The following is a 17,208-nucleotide window of genomic DNA, read 5'->3' as shown; positions in this document are numbered from 1 at the left end:
CTTCTTCATGCACCCAGTGCGTCTCATACCGATACTCCTGTTACACGGACTGGCTATGCCATCCGCCTGTGCGCAGCTATTTCCCAAAGAGCGTGAACAGGCTGCGAATGAGGAGGTGATCCAGCTTTTGGAGCGGTATTCGGATGGGCTGAACGCCATTGGAAACCCCGACGAAGACCTTGACGAACGGAAAACCTACTACGTTGGGGAGTTCAAAAAAGTGTTCCGGCAACCCGAGGTATTGGTGTTCAATGACATTGAACCAAGTCGACGTAGTGGCAATGATCTACCGGCCGATCGCTACGCGGTCAATCACATTATCTGGTTCCCTAAAAGTGGTATCACCACTCGACTGAATACAAAGGAAATTACGTTTTCGCCCATTCAGAAGACGACCTCGGGTAACCTGTTTGTCAACGCCTACGTGACCAAAAACGTTAAAGGTCGGTTTATGGATCGCGAGCTTCAATCGACCAGCCACCGGCTCGAATTCCGGGTTGGCTTCGTTGATAAAGGCCGTTATTTCAGCGATTTTCGCATTATCGGCATTACGGAAATACCAGAGACGGCTACGTCACCAAAGCCGTTGCCGGATAAAAATGCCGCCGTTACGGTGACAAGCCCAGGCAATCCGAAAACCTTTCATCAAACCCTGGCCACGCTGGTTGATCTGGCAATGAAGAGTGGTTTGCCCAAAGGGCGGCCCATACGGGTCGAAAAGTTTACCTACGCCAAAACGGGACTGTGCAGTCAATTCTCGAAGGTGTTGAATAATTTTCTGGTCGTGCGACTGCGGGAACAACCCGGCCTGACCGTTTTGCCCCCACCTGCCGATTTGCCCGCCGGTGCCCGGACACCGCCTGTAGACCCCGCGTCGATACGTATCGAAGGCTCCTTTACCGATGAAAATGACCAGCTGGCCCTGCAACTCAGTTGGACCGATCTGCAAACGAAGAAAAGTACGTCCATACCCGTTCAGCACGTACCGCTGGCCGAAGCACTGGCACTGAAAGCACCGCTGCGACCCGACAATTTAGGGCAGGCGGTGGCGATGCAGAAAGCCCTGCAAAAGGACAGCATCAGAAGCGATTTTGAGGTATCGGTTCTGACCAACCGGGGCAATGGTCGGCTAACGTTTACGGAGGGAGATTCCCTTAAACTTTACGTTCGGGCCGCGAAACCCTGCTACCTGCGCTTTATCTATCACACCGCTGACGGTCAGCATGTGCTGCTCGATGATAACTACTATGTTGATTCGCTGAACGTAAACCGCTACGTCAAAATCCAGAAGTTTTTCACCGTTACCGAACCGTTTGGCACGGAGGTGCTGCAACTCAACGCAGCCACACGACCCTTCCCGGCACTAACCCTGCACCAGGAAGCGGGCTTTGCGTTCATTACAGACGATATCCCAACGATCAACCAGAAAAACCGTCGGGCTGGCGATGCGGCCAACATTCGTCGGGCCGAAACCTGGCTCACGCTGACGACAACCCAGAAATTGAAATAGACATGCCATATTTATGAAAGACAATATCCTTCTACTGTTGCTAAGCCTGCTGGTTACACGTGTCGGTGCCCAGCAACTGGACATTAATACGGGCGGGCACAAAGCGTCTGTCCGGCAGGTACTAACGACGCTGGATGGCAAATATCTGCTGTCGGCCGGTGAGGATAAAACCATTAAACTCTGGAACGCGCAGACCGGCAACGTAGCGGAGGAAATCCGGGGACAAACCGGCGCGGATAACGCCGGTAAAATCTACACGCTGGCGCTTTCGCCGGACAACAAACTACTGGCGGCTGGGGGCTGGCTTGGCTCCGCACCGGATTCGGTGGGCATCATCCGCATCTACGATTTTCCCTCGCGTAAGCTGATTGGCTTGCTTCAGGGCGTACATCGGGATGTGGTTTTGACATTGGCGTTCACCTCCGATGGGCAGGAATTGATTTCCGGAGCCGCCGATCAAACGGTAGCGATCTGGTCCATGAAGACCAGGAAACTCGTACGGTCGCTGGTGGGTCATACCAGCGAAGTACGGGGCGTCTGTACGTTTGGCGACCGGATTGTGAGCGTTGGCCAGGACCAGAAAATCTGCCTCTGGCGGAAATCGGACGGTAAATTACTTCGGCGCAGCGATGGTAAAGCTACGCTGGAATCGGTTGTCTACTCCCCCGCTCTGGCGCGCATATTGGTGGGAAATGCCGACGGTGAACTACTGGTGCTGGACAATCAACTGACCGAGCGACAACGGATTCAGAATGGCACCGTGCCGCTTGGCTTAGCTGTGTCGCCCAACGGGCAGCGTGTCATTTGTGGCATCTACGGCGGCAATGCCGCCAGCAATGTATACCAGAGTCTTCGGGATACTACATTCGTAAAAATCGCTACGTTCGGTAAAAACCTCAATACGGCAAAAGCCGTGGCTTTTTTATCCAACGACATGATTGTAACGGCGGGAGGCTACAACCAGGAACTACTGGTCTGGCAAGCCAACGATAAAGGCGGTGGAAAACTGCTGAGTGAATTAGGGGGCAAAGGCCGCATTAACTGGGGTGTAGGGTTGAATGGCACCCGAATTGGCTACGCGAATACGTACACCGACGAACGCGGACAATCGACCCTGACCAGTGTGTTTGACTGGAAAAATCAGGGAATTACGGCCGTAACGCCGGTTGAGAAGTTTGGTCAGTTACCCGTTGCGTCCGGCGACTACAGCTTGGTTACGGATTCCGACGGCACGGGCGAAGCTAAACTGCTGACCCTGATGCATAAAGGCAAAGCGGTAGCCACGATCCGGCGCGACGACACGGACGGATTTCGTCATAATGTGTGGGGTTTTCTACCGGATGGTAAACTGTTCCTGTCGGGCGGGGCCAAGGGTGTTCTGAAAGCCTATAACCTGAAGGGGCAGGAAGTTGCCCAGCTACGGGGTCATCAGGACGAAATCTGGGGACTGGGGGCGTCTGCCGATGGAAAGCGACTCGTATCCGGTTCCGCCGACCAGACGATACGTATCTGGAACACCGCCAGCTTCCTGACAAGTAAACTCACGGAACCGCTGGCCAGTCTATTCATTGGTACGGATGGCGAGTGGGTGATGTGGCACCCTACCGGCTATTACGATGCCTCTCCCGATGGCGAAAAATACATCGGGTGGTTAGTGAATCGGGGCGCTCTGTCAAACGCCGACTATTATCCCGTTGCCAACTATCGGGAAGCTTTTTACAATCCCGAATTGATCCAGAAAGTGCTGGAGACGGGTAATTTAGAGGCTTCCCTAGTGGCTGTCAACGAAAAGAGACGGGATATCAAAGCCATGTCGCCCCCGCAATTTCGCTGGATCGAACCCACGGCTGAAGTGGTCGTCTCAACCGAGCTGTTCACCCTTCGGGCCGAAGTGTTGTCAGAAACTGCGGTCGATCAGATTAAGGTGCTGCTCAATGGCCGGCCTGTAGCCGAAGAGCGGGGCCTGAAAACCGGCAGTACCGCCAAAGCTACAGCCGTCGAACGGACGATAAAGCTGCTGGAGGGCGATAACGAACTTCGAATATTTGCCAAGAACAAAGATGCGGAGGCACTTTCCGAACGCAAACTCATTACCTACGTACCAGCCGTGAAGAAAGCGATCAACAACCGCACACTCTATGTTCTGGCCATTGGCATCTCGAAATATAATGATCCCAGCGTTAGCCTACATTATGCCGACAAAGACGCGGACGCGCTCAGTGCCAGTTTGTTAGGCCAAAAGGGCGGTTTGTTCAATGAGGTGAAAGTGACTACGCTGACCAATGAAAAAGCGACCGCCCGCGAGATAAGAAAGGCCCTTCAGAAACTGACCCGCGACGTGACGCAGAACGATATGGCTATCATCAGCATTGCTTCCCATGGCGTCAACGGCACCGGCAAGGATTTCTATATTGTTCCCAGCGATGTGGAACTCGATAACCTGGAAGCAACCGCCATTCGTGACGAGGACATCCGCCATTCTATCGAAAATATGCCCTGTAAAGTCCTTGTTTTCCTGGATGCCTGCCACAGTGGAAGTTTCGGCAAAACCCAGGTGGCAACGCGGGCTCTGACGACGTCGATGGATGAAGTCGTCCGTGATTTTACCTCAGCGGGTGTTGGAGCTACCGTGTTTGCGTCCTCGACCGGCAACGAAAAATCGCAGGAATCCGACGAATGGAAGCATGGTGCTTTTACCAAAGCGCTGCTCGATGGTCTCGACGGCAAAGCTGATTATGACCACAACGGTGTGATTTACACGAAAGAACTGGATGCTTATATTACCCAGCGGGTGAAAGAACTCACGGGCGGCACCCAGCATCCACGTACCTATAACACGGCCGATATCAACGATTTTCCCATTTATATTATTAAGTAATTTGTTTACAACTCTATGCAGCCTCTTAACCAAGCCGACCGCGCCATTGCTACCCGCCGATTTATCATTTTTTACACGGTCTCACTACTCGTTGTGCTGGGAGCCGCTTATTTGTTATTCAGTGCACCCGGTCAATTGCTGAAACAGGAAAACGATCGGCTGAAGGCGACCATGAACGAGCAGGCCCGAATTATTGAACGTCTGGAAACGATGAACCGAACACTCCGGGAAATAGAAGTGACGGATCAATCGCTGGCGGCTGCCACAAACGAGGTCATGAAAGCGGATGGTATCCGGCGGGCGCAGGAACAGTCGGCCAATGTGCAGACAGCCCTGTATGAAGTGAAACGCGATTCGGCCATGCTGGCCGATGAGATCAGCAAACGGCTGTCTCGGGCGGTTGTTACGTCGTTTGATGCCCTGTTGACCTACCGCAATACAATTGGTATTCTGCGGGATGCCAACCTGAAAAATGGCAATAGTACCGCCGAAATTGAACGACTCTCGGCCGATCTGCGCTCGGCGAATCAACAGGTGACGATGCTACAGGGATTGCTGGCATCTAAACCCAGCGGGGGTGGTGGCGGTGGTGCACCTGCCCCCCGACCGGTAGCGGCTCCAGCTGGTGGCGGAGGGATTGCTCCAGCAGTCGTTGAAGACCTGCGCTTTCAACTTGACCTGGCTCGCGCCGAATGTGATTATACCCGGGCGAATGAGGTGCGTCTGAAAAGCCCCGCCGAACGCCAGCGGCTCTACACGACGTCCATCACTACGTTCCAGCGTTTGGTCGAAAACGCAAGCGGACCTACCAAACAACAAGCCCAGGAACGACTTACCGAAGCCAATAGTAAAGTCAATCGGCTACGGGCGGGTGATTTGTAGGAAGCACATAAATGAGCCTTTTACTTATTTTCAGTAACAATTGGCCGAGCGCCGTAACGCCTGAATAAGGCCCTGGCAAGGGCCAAAAAGGCCCTTTTGACCGCTTAATAAATAGAAATTACCGTTTAATTACCAGCTCAGGGGATATACCAGCCAGTCGGGATAAATTACATCACATTCCTGAACCCTTATGCTCACTCTTTCATACACTGAGGAACTCCGCCGGGCTGTTAGTATCGCACAGGCCATTGCCCGTGAGCACCAGCACCTGACGTTTTCGCCGGGTCATCTGCTCACGGGGCTGCTCCACAACGATGTGGGGCTATCTTCGCAATTGACAGGCTGGGATATTGACGTACCCTATCTCCGGGATTGGGCTGATATTCGAGTCGAAAGCTACCCGAAATCGGCCCGGACAACCGAAGAACCTGCCGGTGATGCAAAGGTTCGCTCGCTAATGGAAGTGTCGGACGTAGTGCGGATGAAGCTCGGCGAGACGGAGCTGACTCCCGTTGCTGTCCTGACGGCGATGTGTAAGCCCGACGTAGCGTTTAGCCGCGATCAGCTCAAATCATTCCCGCTGACCGAGAACCAGTTGCTCGAAAAAGCCCTGGCCGATGTGGATTTTCAACAGGCCATCAGCGCGCCAGCGGGTGGGATTACAGATAACGGAAAAAGCAGTAATGGCCAGGCCGTTAGTTCAGCAGAAGTAGCAACCGGAAAAACACTTTTCAAATTCTGTGTTGACCGGACGGCATCGGCCCGCGAGGGTAAGCTTGATCCCATCGTTGGGCGAGACCGTGAGACCCGCCAGATGATCGAAATTCTGGGGCGCCGACTCAAGCCAAATGTGATCATTACCGGCGAACCTGGGGTGGGCAAAACCGCGCTGGTCGAGGGATTGGCCCAGCAAATTGTTGCGGGCAATGTGCCTCCTCATCTCAAAAATGCCCAATTATTTCAGTTGGACATGGGTTCGCTCATTGCCGGAGCGTCGTATAAAGGTGAAATCGAAGATCGCCTGAAAGGTATTCTGTCCGACCTGAAGCAGTTTGACCGGGCGTTGCTGTTCATCGATGAAATACACGTATTGATGGACCCCAACGGGGGAGCCGTGGGGTTGGTTAATCAACTAAAGCCGGAACTGGCCAGGGGCGAACTGACGCTGATCGGCGCAACGACCAACGACGAATACCGCAAATACCTCGAAAAAGATGAAGCCTTTGCCCGTCGATTTGAAGTGCTGGCCGTTGAGGAGCCCGACGAGCAGACGGCCATCCGAATGGTGCAGACACTGTTGCCCCTATTCGAAAACCACCATCAGATTGGCGTAGCCCACAACACGGTTGCTGAAGCGGTTCGATTGGCGAAGCGATACCTCAAAGGCCGTCGATTACCCGATGCGGCCATTGACCTGATTGACCGCACCATGGCCGCCATGAAGATGGCTACAGAAACGACACAACCCGAAATTGACCGGTTGCGGATTGAGTTAGCTGTCATTCGGGAGAACGCCGACCTGAATGATCCACTAACGCATATGCCCGACGTTCGCTGGTTCGAGCGACAGTTGAAGAACCGCCTTAGCCCCGTTTTGCTGGGCCAGATGGAAGAAGAGCTGCAAACCGATTCGTTTGAATTACCGGACGCCTTGGCCGACCACTTGGCCTTGCTGTTAACAAAGCTCGAAACCCTTGGCGAGCAGGTTCGTGATAAAGTTGAGCCTGCCGAAGTAGCCGCTGTGGTGGCGAATCGCACGGGCATTCCGCTCGGGAAAATTCAATCCAAAGAGCGCGATCGGTTACTGGCGCTGGACGAGCACCTGAAACAGCGGGTTGTGGGTCAAGATCATGCAGTGAAGATTATTGCCGACGCTATTCTGGAGAATCGCTCGGGTTTGAGCCGCCCCGGTCAGCCGATTGGCTCCTTTTTCTTCTCCGGTCCCACAGGCACGGGCAAGACAGAACTGGCAAAATCCATGGCCGATTTTCTGTTCAACGACGAACGGGCGCTGATTCGGTTCGATATGTCGGAGTTTAAGGAAGAACACTCGGCGGCCTTGCTCTACGGCGCTCCTCCGGGCTACGTCGGTTACGAAGAAGGGGGGTTACTGGTCACGAAAATTCGGCAACAGCCCTTCGCCGTTGTGCTATTCGATGAGATCGAAAAAGCCCATCCGTCGGTGTTCGATATTTTCCTGCAAATTCTGGACGAAGGTTTACTGCATGACCGGCTCGGCCGCGAAGGCGACTTCTCGAACGCGATCATTCTGTTCACGTCGAATATTGGCAGCGACTACGTAGTCGAGAAGGCAGCCAAAGGTGAAATCGCAGCGTCGAACGAGCTGCTCGACATCATGGGGCGCTACTTCCGGCCAGAGTTTTTAGGTCGCCTGACGGAAATCATTCCGTTCCAGCCGATTTCGGAGGAGGCCATTGTGAGCATTTTCAATATCCAGTTGACATCGCTGCTGAAAATGCTCGACAAGCAGGGCATTACGGTTACGCTTTCCGACGAAGCCCGGCGGCAACTCGCGCTCGAAGGCTACACGCCAAAATATGGTGCCCGGCCACTACGGGGGGTGATCCGTAATCGGCTCAGGCGGCCGCTGTCCCGCATGATCGTATCGGGCGAAATCGGGAAAGGAAGTTCGTTGCATCTGATGACCAACGAAGCGGGGGAACTGACGTTCGAGACCGTACAGATGACCGTTTAACCCATTGCCTGTTTCTCTGAAAAACGGATTTACGACTAATAAACGTAATCCATAGACCAGTCTGCTAATGTCACATTTCTTTGATGCTACAACCGGTGTACCGCTGCTTACCTGTCCGCTTCAGGTTGGGCAGAAAAAAACGGTTGGCTTGTTTGGGGGTGATTTTTCTGGAAATGACCTGGGCGTTTTTATTGACCAGAGTGTCGTAAAAATACAGGAGAAGAAGCGCCAGACTAATTTCAGGTATTTTGATCTGACAGGTCTGCAAACCGGCCAGTCTGTGCTGCATGCTTTCGCCGGTCTGTATGATTATGCCTTACCGATTCCGGTCACTGTAACGAAAAAGATGTTTACCCCACAGGGTAAGCTAACGCAGCGCCAAGCGGTTGTCAATGAGGCACGTAGCCATGTTGGTAAAGCGCATTATCTGTGGGGAACGGCCGGAAATACCCCCGGCCTGGGCGACGGCGCTAAATACAAACCGAAAGTTGCTTTGATGCAGGCTGACTCATTCAACCCAGGCGATCCGTCGGTGCTTACCGCGTTCACTACGGTTGATGGGCTGAACACCTGCGCTGGTTCGTCGAACAATTTTCCGCAACGATCGGCACTGGAAACCAGCGCTTATGTCCTGGCCGGGCTAGCTCTGCCAATAGCCAACCTAACCCCCCGAACCTACAAATTCAATGGCCTGACAAAACCCATCGGCAGTAGTGGCAATGGAATCGTTTGGGGTGAAGTGTGCACGGGCAAAAAACACTTCGATTGCATTGGCTTCGTCAATTATTGCTATGACCGCAATGTCGTAGCGGGTCGGTATCCCTTCGGGACCAGCATTGTGGAATTAATGACCAACTCGGCCAACTATAGTTTGATGGAGGTTTCTGATCCTAAAGACGTACTCAATGGTGATATCATTGGACAGTATACAACTGCGGCTGGCTGGCATCACATCGGCATGGTGTATCTGGAAGGTAATGCGACTAAAGTAGTGCAGGCGGCTGATTCGCCCATTGGCATTACGGATACCGAGGTGTATAACCCATCGTCCCCTGGTGCCTGGACCAAGCGGGTTCGGATGCTGGACAGTATGCTTTAAGCCAGCTTTTTCAAACTTCCGATAAATGGCAGCCAATAAATTCCGGAGTCAATGAGCACATAATCAATCATCTGTCTCCTGAATGGACAGAAGTTCGATCGGATAAAAACTAAATCATCGAAGACAAATCCCTTCTCATTACGAATAATGGCAGTTGGAAAAGTAGTGGCAACCTGGGCAGCGGGCAAAGTCGGGCACCGGGTTGGTGATGGACAATGCTGGACATTCGCTGAAAACGCCCTTAAAAATGCGAACGCTAAAACGTCGAATGACATTATGGGCGCCGACGGTGTCAACTCCGACGCGGATTATGTATGGGGAACGCCCGTCTCTCTGGCAAACCTGATGCCCGGCGATATTGTCCAGTTTAACTACTATACGGTGCATGTCGACGCTGCCGACGGAAGCTCCTGGGAGGAAACGCGGGGTGAGCCGAGACATACCGCCATTGTAGCGTCGGTGGGCGCCAACGGAAAGGTCGTCGTTTATGAGCAAAATGCCACACCGGGAGGAGCCGTCAAGAAAACGACCCTATACTTCACAAATACGGACAGTATTACGGTTGGCGGCAACTGGTGGTTTTACCGACCTATTCCCAAGTAGCAATCTCTAACCCACTGGTAGACAGTCAAAAAATAGCCTTACTCAATAAATCAAGTTAATTACATCAGCTTATGGCAGTCAATAAACCCCAGATCGGGGGCGTCATCATCCCCGAAGAAACCAGTGAGGCCATCAAATTCCTCCAGGAAAACAAAACGGCAATGGTCGGCAAATTCACCGCCGATTCAATGAGCCAGGCCCCCGTTCAGGGCGTACAGAAATTGCAGGATGCCTTCGATACGTTCCAACCGGAAGTGGATGTAACCCACCAAACCGAAGATGGTGAAGAAGTCAACGAAACGCTGTTTTTTCAGAATCTGACGGCGTTCAGCAAGCAGGGTATCATTGACCAGAGTGCGTTTTTGCAGGCGCTTCAATCGCAGGAGGACAACTACCAGAGCCTGATCAAGCGGCTGATGTCGAACAAAGCTTTCCAGAAACTCCTCGCTGATCCGCAGGCCAAACAGGCCTTTATCGACGCCCTGAATGCCATGGCCCAAGAACTGGACGATGCTGATGCTAATTAACTGAACCACTCCCCACTCATTTAAAAACGTAGTCTAGAACATGGCACAAGAAGAACAGAACCGGGAGAATGCCCCCTTAGTGAAAGAACGACTTGCCGAGCAAAAGCCTGCCCGGCCCCTGGCCGAAAGCGTTCAGCAGTTGACCAAATACGGTGGATTTGAATTCATCAAGACGGTGGTGGATGGCACCGAAAACATGGACCCGTCCAAGAAGGCGCGGAAAAGCATCTTCCTAACTGAAGAAGACAACAAGGCGGACCGCAAAAAACTGAAGAAGCGGCTACAGGATTTCGCCGAATTGCTATCGGCCCATGATAACGTAGCGGATATGATTGCCGAAGCTGAACAGAAAGCAACCTCAGCCAGCCAGACGCTCAAGACGAACCTGGCCAATGTGCTGACCGAAACGGAAGAACTGGAAGCCTCCTACCGGTCCCTATCGCTGTTTTTTGAGAATGCCGAATCCGAAAAGATAAAAAATCTTGTCCTGTTCGACGCCGGAAACGACCAGACCACCGACGCTGACGGATTCAGTAATCCGACCGGGATTTTTGAGCAGGTCGCAAAAGAATTGCGCGATGGGTACGACAAACTCGACCTCTCCGAGAACTACTCGCTGCTGGTGTTGCCGGGCTGGCTTAAGAAGAATACGATCGTTGACAAATGGGCCTCGCTGGCTCATCAGAACAAGGTCATGATGCTGACCGATTACCGGCATCTGGACGATCCCGACAGCGTGGAAGCTACGTTCGAGCGAGACAAGTTAACCGGTGCCGACCCGCAAAAAGCAAACGTAATGATGCCCTGCAACTGGATCGTGGGCCGCGAAGCCTATACGGAACTGGGCCAGGACGAACATCTCTACGTATCACCCGCCATGGCGCTGGCGGGCATGCTGTGGGGAGGCCACATTGCCCAACCGTCAGCGGGGGTGCAGCACGGTAAGCTCAAAATGGCCAGCGGTGTGCGGTTCAGTATGCGCAAGGGCGAAATCGCCCAGCTCGAAGATAAAGGGCTGATTCCTATGGTCTACGAATATGGGCGCGTGATTCCGTTTTCAGCCAAAACGCTCTTTAACGGCGACAATGTAGGCTTACAGACTTACAGCGTTGTGCGGGTTTTCGACTGGATTGGCAAAGTCTTTCAGGATTTCCTGAATCGCCGGACATTTGAGAATATCGACAACAAGATGCTGGAAGAAATCAAGGGGCAGGTCGCCAGTTTTCTGGCCACAATCCGGGGGCCGGGCAAGATCATCGAAGATTTCAGCGGCCTCGACATCCGGCGCCACCCAACCAATCCAACGCATGTGATCGTGAACGTTAAACTAAAGCCATTCTTCCCGGCCAAGGTATTTGAAATCAACCTGACTGGTACCAAAGGCCAGTGGGACAGTGACTTAAAACAATAACCAATTAATTCTAACGCGTAAAAACCACTTACTATAATGGCACACAAGTCAACGTTGAAAATCGACGGCAAAGAGTATGAAGTTCTATCTCTTTCGTACAGTTTTCATCAGCATGTAAATCCAAACACCAACGAAACTACCTCGGAGGTATTCGGCGGCAACATCGACGTTTCGATTGAAACCCGCAACGCCGATGCCAAGATTATTGAGCTGATGGTGTTGCCTCACAAAGATGACATCAGCGGAAGCATCGAGTTGAAGAACCAGAAGGGCGAAGAACTTCGAACGATCAAATTCGATCACTCGGCCATCATCAACTTCAGCGAGTCGTTCAGTTTATCGGGCGCAGGCTCTGGCACGCAAAGTTTTACGATCTGCTCCCGCGACCTGGATGTCAATGGTCAGAAGCTGAAATTGCTGCGGGAGTAATTAAGGCATTGACTAAACCGGGGCTTCGCAATAAATCAATTTCGAAGCCCCGTATTTTTTGATGTATCACCGGCTGTGTTTACCAGCCGGTGGGGCGAGCGATACGTATACTGTACTGGAAACAGAAAAACAATTGGCTGATCGTTGCCAAAATCCGATTTCAATCATGTCATCCGCAAAATCACCTATCATTCTGGGCTTTGAGCCGGGCGAAAGCCTATCCTCTCTGAACTCCATTATTGTGGGGGTTGGCTGGTCGTGGGGAACCGTTACGATGCCGTTTACGCCACTTGAGTTTACGCCCGAACGTATCGCTAAGGCATTGGGACCGGGAAGCGGTTACCTAAACGGTCATCTACACCTGACTAATCAGGCCTTTTATGAGAACACGTATACAAACCTTCCGCTGGTTGAGAAAAAGAAATTCTGGGGAACAAAAAATAGTGTCACCAAGCAGGTTCGCGGGGTAGCCTTTGGCATCAGCGGGGGTGGTTTGTTGAAGGAAGCCGCCGAAGCCGTTGTCGAAGGGGTGGCTAAATTAGGACTCCAGGTAATTCTCAGAAAAATTATAGAGAAGCATTTGAAAGCGGTATCCCTCGACGCGCTGCAATCCTCAACCAGTGGCGACGCTACCTTATATGGACTCAATGGAAATGATACCTATAACCTATACATGGTTGACTTCAACAGGGAGACAAACATATTTTTCATTAATGCGGGTATTAGTGCTATCGCAGCCGCATCCCTGAATCTAGCGTTCGTTGGGTATTTTCCAACCATGCCAAGTACGATGCCACTTCAGGATTTACCCGACTACTTATGGGATTGCGCCAATAAGGCCATTGCCTTTACGGTGGTAAATGATGCCGCTCTTGGCCTGATTATGCCGGGTGGTACTATTTCGATCATTTCTTCCTGATGTGGAATTTTTCATCCGGGAACCCCATACGCAGTCGATTCATCTTTAAGACCCAATGCCTTTATGCCTTCCACAACGCAACTTATTGCCACGGCTGACGTAACCATCAACGGCATACAGCTACCTCGGTTCAATAGCGTTTACCTGAATCAGCCGTTTGAGAGTCACCATACGTTCGAGATCAGCCTGTCGCCCGATATGTTGCCCAACCGTGCTCCTGTTATCCGGCTCAATGAGCTGGCCGATAGCTTTGTGGGTGAATCCATCACGATCAAGTTTAAACAGGGGTTATCGGTTGGCGGCAAAGTGAACGGGCAACAGGGCCAGATATTTCGGGGGGTCGTTACGTCGGTGAGATTATCCCGATCGCAGTCGAGTACAACATCGGTCATCATTTCTGGAAGCAGTCCCACCATTTTACTCTGTGCCGGCAAAACGATCCGCTCGTTTACCGACATGACCCTGAAAGACATTGTGACCAAACTAACGGGGGCGGCTGGGCTCACGAGCAAGATAGATCCGGACCTGTCTATACCTTTTTCATACACGGCGCAATATGAAGAGGATGAATACACCTTTTTGCAGCGCAAAGCGCAGACATGGGGCGAGTGGATGTATTATGACGGCGAAACGTTCATCTTCGGCAAAAAAGCCCGTCCGTCCCCCTCCCCCGTTGTACTGACCCTCGGCGTCAATCTGTTCGATATGGAGTATGCCCTGCGGGTAACGCCACTCAACAGCAAGTGGCTGAATGATAACTTTTTAGACAACACCAAGAATAAAGCGCCCTCATCTTCCCCGGTCGATGGCCTTCAGACAGCGGCCCGCATAGCCGCCGATAAATCCGAAAAACTATTCAATGTGATACCAACGATGGTCAATCCGGGGCTGCACACGAGCAGTAGCCTGCAGGATGTTGCCAAACGCAATAAAGCGAAACAAGCAAACGAACTGGCCGTTTTGCAGGGCCGCACGCCCGAAATGGAGCTTCGGGTCGGTAGCCTGATTAAAATAAAAGAAGGTGTTTATGATGTCGTTGATCCCAAATTAGGTGCCGTCAAATTAGATACCATCGACTACGGGCAGTTTATTGTCACACGCCTGACCCACTACGTTGATGCCAGGGGCGTGTATCAGGCGACCTTCGAGGCAATCCCGGAGGCTGCCGACCATCCGCCCGTTGAGTACAACGTTCCTGCCTACGTGCTCAAGACGGATCTCGCTCTTGTCAAGGATATAAACGACCCCGACGGGTTGGGGCGGGTGAAGCTGCAGTTTTCCTGGCAAAAAGACGACAATCTGACAACAGACTGGGTCACCATCTCGCATCCCATGAGCGGCAAGGACCGGGGCGTTTATTTTATCCCTGAACTGGATGAAAATGTGTGGGTTGACTACATGTTTGGCAACCCTGACTTTCCTTTCGTCATCAGTTCCTGGTATCATCTGGACGCCAAACCCGGCGAATTATTCAACCCGGAAAACAACATCAAGGGAATCGTTACCCGTAGTGGCAACCACATTATCCTGAATGATGAATCGGGAAAAGAGAGCATCAAGATCTATAATAAAGACAAGAAGAACAGCATCGAACTCTCGCTCGACGGCACCCACATCACGATCAAAAGCAACGGCAACATCAACATCCAGGCGGGTGGCGAGATCAACATGAGTGCGGGCGGCAACATTAGTATAGAATCCAAGAAAAACGTTGCCATGTTGGCAACAGACTCAATTGATCTGGTGACAGATTCGGGTGACATTGATCTGGTTTCAGACAAAAAATTATCGCTTATAGCCGGTACTGACCTAACGGAATCGGGAAAAACCATAGAAATCTCGTCCGATACAACCGCTGATATTAAGGCGAGTGCTGCACTCTCGCTCGACGGTGGCCCGTCGACTACCCTAAAAGGGGGTATGGTTATGATTAATTAAGGTAAACCGGATCACTACGTATCCACAAACCCATCTGCCGATAACAAATGAATTGCTGATGCCTGACTATTACGCCATACCGCCCTCTTTTGGTGCGCTGACCAGACGTCAGTCACTCGAGAAATTGTCGCTCGAAGAATCGGTGGCGCAGAACATAGCGCTCTACCTGGCTACGCGGCCCAGCGAATACCACTACGATCCGACGTATGGGTGCATTATCCATAACTACGAGTTTCAGGAACTCAACGAAACCCCTAGCAAAGATCAGATCAAACGATCGATCGAAGAATATCTACGCCAGTTCGATAAGCGGATTGAGCCAGAACGGGTGTCTATTGAAGTGGCTGATGTAGAGGAAAAAATAGATGGCCGCAATCCGCGCGTTTGCCGCTATATTCAGATTGTTGTGCAGTGCCGACTAACCCAAACCCGTGAACGGCTCCCCGAAATGAAATTCCGGGTAGTCCGTTACTCATAAATCCATACCTATGACTCCGCAACGTCAACGATCCCGCGAAGCTATCCGTAGCGAGATGATTCGGGAAGTAGCCCAGCTCTGGAACTTCGACGAGTCGGAGATGGCCGTTGAGAGTTTCGACCCACTCGTAGGGTTATTACTCGGGGCGTTTGCCACCGGCATCGAAGGGCTGCATCATGAATTGCAGAACTCGCGCAGTCGTATCGTGCAGCGACTGGCCCAACTGCTCACGCCCGACGTAATGACCGGCCCGCAGCCCGCGCACGCGTTGATGCGGACGCATGTTATCGATCCCTCGTTTGACGTATTACCCACGCATCCGTTTTCGTGCAATGTGGGGGGGAAAGATACTTACTTTTCGGCGGCCGGCTCTTTTACGCTGTATAACGCGAAGATCAAAACGCTCGTCGTTCAGAACAAGATAAAAGAGTACGGCCCTTCGCCGAAAGAATCATTTATGAACCAGATTCTACCCGGCAATCAGTGCTGGCTGGGACTGGCGGTTGATGCGGATCTGGAATCGTTCGAGAATCTGCTGCTGTTTTTCGACTGGCGAAACGATCCGCTACGTTCGGCGCATCTGGAACAGGTGGCTGCCGTTCGGCTATCGATGAATACTACCGAACTGCTCGTTCAGCCAGGTTTACCTGAAAATTTCCATCCCAACAAGGGCACACTTTCCGATCGAATCCATGAACAGGTTCGACGATACTACGGTCGCCATATCCTGTCGGTCAGCAGTATCTCGAAACAGACGAACGACGTAGTACCACTAAGCGATTGCCGACAGAAATGCCCACCCCAATTGAGTCAGGGATTGACAGCCGAGGAATCGGTTAAGTTTTTCTCGCAGGAATTAGTGTGGCTGAACATTCAGTTCCCCGAAAGCCTGGCCGACGAGGTTACGTACCGGACCCAGATCGAGATCAATGCCTTTCCGGTGGTGAACCGCAAACTCTGCCTCGATACACCCGACATCCGGCCGCTGTTCAATGTGTTTCCGATTCGGCTCGAAGCTCAGGAGTCGTTTCTGGAAATGGTGGATGTCGAAACCAGCACCGGACTAAAAATCAACGAAGCGCAGCAGATCACCCGCGACGGTCAGAACCAGTACGTATTACGACAGGGCGGCATTACCCGCTTCGATGAGCGGGACGGCTATGATATTGTTTCGTACCTGATCACGTTGTTGCGCGATGAAAGTGCCATGTTCAGTTCGTTGGGACGTAGTGAACTGGAAAGTGAAATTGACGAAATCAGGAAGCGTCTCGAAAAAATCAATACCGTCATTGGCGAAGGGGGGCCGCAAAATACCTATCTTACTGTAAAAACAACGGAGAAAACGGGTCGGCTGACGGTAAAATTCTGGAGTACACGTGGTGAGTTAGCCAACCGGATTCCGTTTGGCACCAAGCTCAGCAAGGACCGAAGTCAAATCGTTTTTTCGGACGAAGAATCAGTACTAATCACTACGTCGACCGGTGGCAAACAGCGACTTAAACCCGATGAGAACCTGCCCGTTTTCCGGCAGGCGCTTCTGACCAGAGGGCGAGTCGTAACGGTTGAAGATATCAAAGCGGTTTGCTTTGCCGAACTAGGCGACAAGTTGCGGGCCGTTAACGTGACCAAAGGCCTGTCAACCGGCGTCATGAAAACGCAGGGGTTGATCCGGACCATCGACGTGATTTTGACACCTAACCCGGCCAAATCTGTTCCAGTCGACCAATGGGATGAGTATTGCCACCGCCTTAAACATCTTATTGAACAACAGTCATTTGCCGCCATGCCTTACCGGGTGATGCTAAAGAATTAATTCGT

The 17,208-nt window shown here is 52.0% G+C and carries 13 protein-coding genes; all 13 read left to right on the top strand.

Translation table 11 applies throughout. The features are described from left to right. Nucleotides 1-7 precede the first annotated feature (7 nt). The 13 genes from BM202_RS08180 (at nt 8) to BM202_RS08120 (ending at nt 17,203) form a co-directional block, all read left to right on the top strand. Nucleotides 8-1,510, top strand: coding sequence for a DUF4384 domain-containing protein (locus BM202_RS08180; protein WP_143100655.1), 1,503 nt, complete (start codon nt 8-10; stop codon nt 1,508-1,510). A gap of 13 nt (nt 1,511-1,523) precedes the next feature. Beyond that, on the top strand, nt 1,524-4,388 hold the full coding sequence (locus BM202_RS08175) for a caspase family protein (RefSeq protein ID WP_093824787.1): 2,865 nt from the start codon (nt 1,524-1,526) through the stop codon (nt 4,386-4,388). Nucleotides 4,389-4,403: 15 nt separating this feature from the next. Further along, nucleotides 4,404-5,270, top strand: a complete 867-nt coding sequence (locus tag BM202_RS08170; protein ID WP_093824786.1) for a hypothetical protein — start codon at nt 4,404-4,406, stop codon at nt 5,268-5,270. A gap of 190 nt (nt 5,271-5,460) precedes the next feature. Then, a complete protein-coding gene (locus BM202_RS08165; protein WP_093824784.1) occupies nt 5,461-7,986 on the top strand; it encodes an ATP-dependent Clp protease ATP-binding subunit in 2,526 nt (841 codons plus the stop codon). 67 nt (nt 7,987-8,053) lie between these two features. Further along, nucleotides 8,054-9,085 (top strand): hypothetical protein, encoded by a 1,032-nt coding sequence (locus tag BM202_RS08160; RefSeq protein ID WP_093824782.1) that lies wholly within the window; start codon nt 8,054-8,056, stop codon nt 9,083-9,085. 147 nt (nt 9,086-9,232) lie between these two features. Continuing rightward, nucleotides 9,233-9,688 carry a hypothetical protein gene (locus tag BM202_RS08155; protein ID WP_093824780.1) on the top strand — a complete coding sequence of 152 codons (456 nt, stop codon included), beginning with the start codon at nt 9,233-9,235 and terminating at the stop codon, nt 9,686-9,688. A gap of 71 nt (nt 9,689-9,759) precedes the next feature. After that, nucleotides 9,760-10,215, top strand: coding sequence for a hypothetical protein (locus tag BM202_RS08150; protein WP_093824778.1), 456 nt, complete (start codon nt 9,760-9,762; stop codon nt 10,213-10,215). Between the two features lie 40 nt (nt 10,216-10,255). After that, on the top strand, nt 10,256-11,626 hold the full coding sequence (locus BM202_RS08145; protein ID WP_093824776.1) for a hypothetical protein: 1,371 nt from the start codon (nt 10,256-10,258) through the stop codon (nt 11,624-11,626). A gap of 36 nt (nt 11,627-11,662) precedes the next feature. Then, nucleotides 11,663-12,055: a type VI secretion system tube protein TssD gene (tssD, locus tag BM202_RS08140; protein ID WP_093824774.1), complete on the top strand. Its 393-nt coding sequence runs from the start codon at nt 11,663-11,665 to the stop codon at nt 12,053-12,055. A gap of 166 nt (nt 12,056-12,221) precedes the next feature. Beyond that, on the top strand, nt 12,222-12,974 hold the full coding sequence (locus BM202_RS08135; RefSeq protein WP_143100654.1) for a hypothetical protein: 753 nt from the start codon (nt 12,222-12,224) through the stop codon (nt 12,972-12,974). A 63-nt stretch (nt 12,975-13,037) separates the two neighbouring features. Next, nucleotides 13,038-14,912 (top strand): phage baseplate assembly protein V, encoded by a 1,875-nt coding sequence (locus tag BM202_RS08130; RefSeq protein WP_093824770.1) that lies wholly within the window; start codon nt 13,038-13,040, stop codon nt 14,910-14,912. A gap of 58 nt (nt 14,913-14,970) precedes the next feature. Beyond that, nucleotides 14,971-15,390, top strand: coding sequence for a GPW/gp25 family protein (locus tag BM202_RS08125; RefSeq protein ID WP_093824768.1), 420 nt, complete (start codon nt 14,971-14,973; stop codon nt 15,388-15,390). A 10-nt stretch (nt 15,391-15,400) separates the two neighbouring features. Then, complete coding sequence (locus tag BM202_RS08120) at nt 15,401-17,203, top strand: type VI secretion system baseplate subunit TssF (protein WP_143100653.1); 1,803 nt, start codon at nt 15,401-15,403, stop codon at nt 17,201-17,203. Nucleotides 17,204-17,208 lie beyond the last annotated feature (5 nt).

The organism is Spirosoma endophyticum (assembly GCF_900112365.1).
GTDB lineage: Bacteria > Bacteroidota > Bacteroidia > Cytophagales > Spirosomataceae > Spirosoma > Spirosoma endophyticum.
The sequence above is the reverse complement of the archived record's forward strand: the minus strand, read 5'-3'. Positions and strand labels throughout refer to the sequence as shown.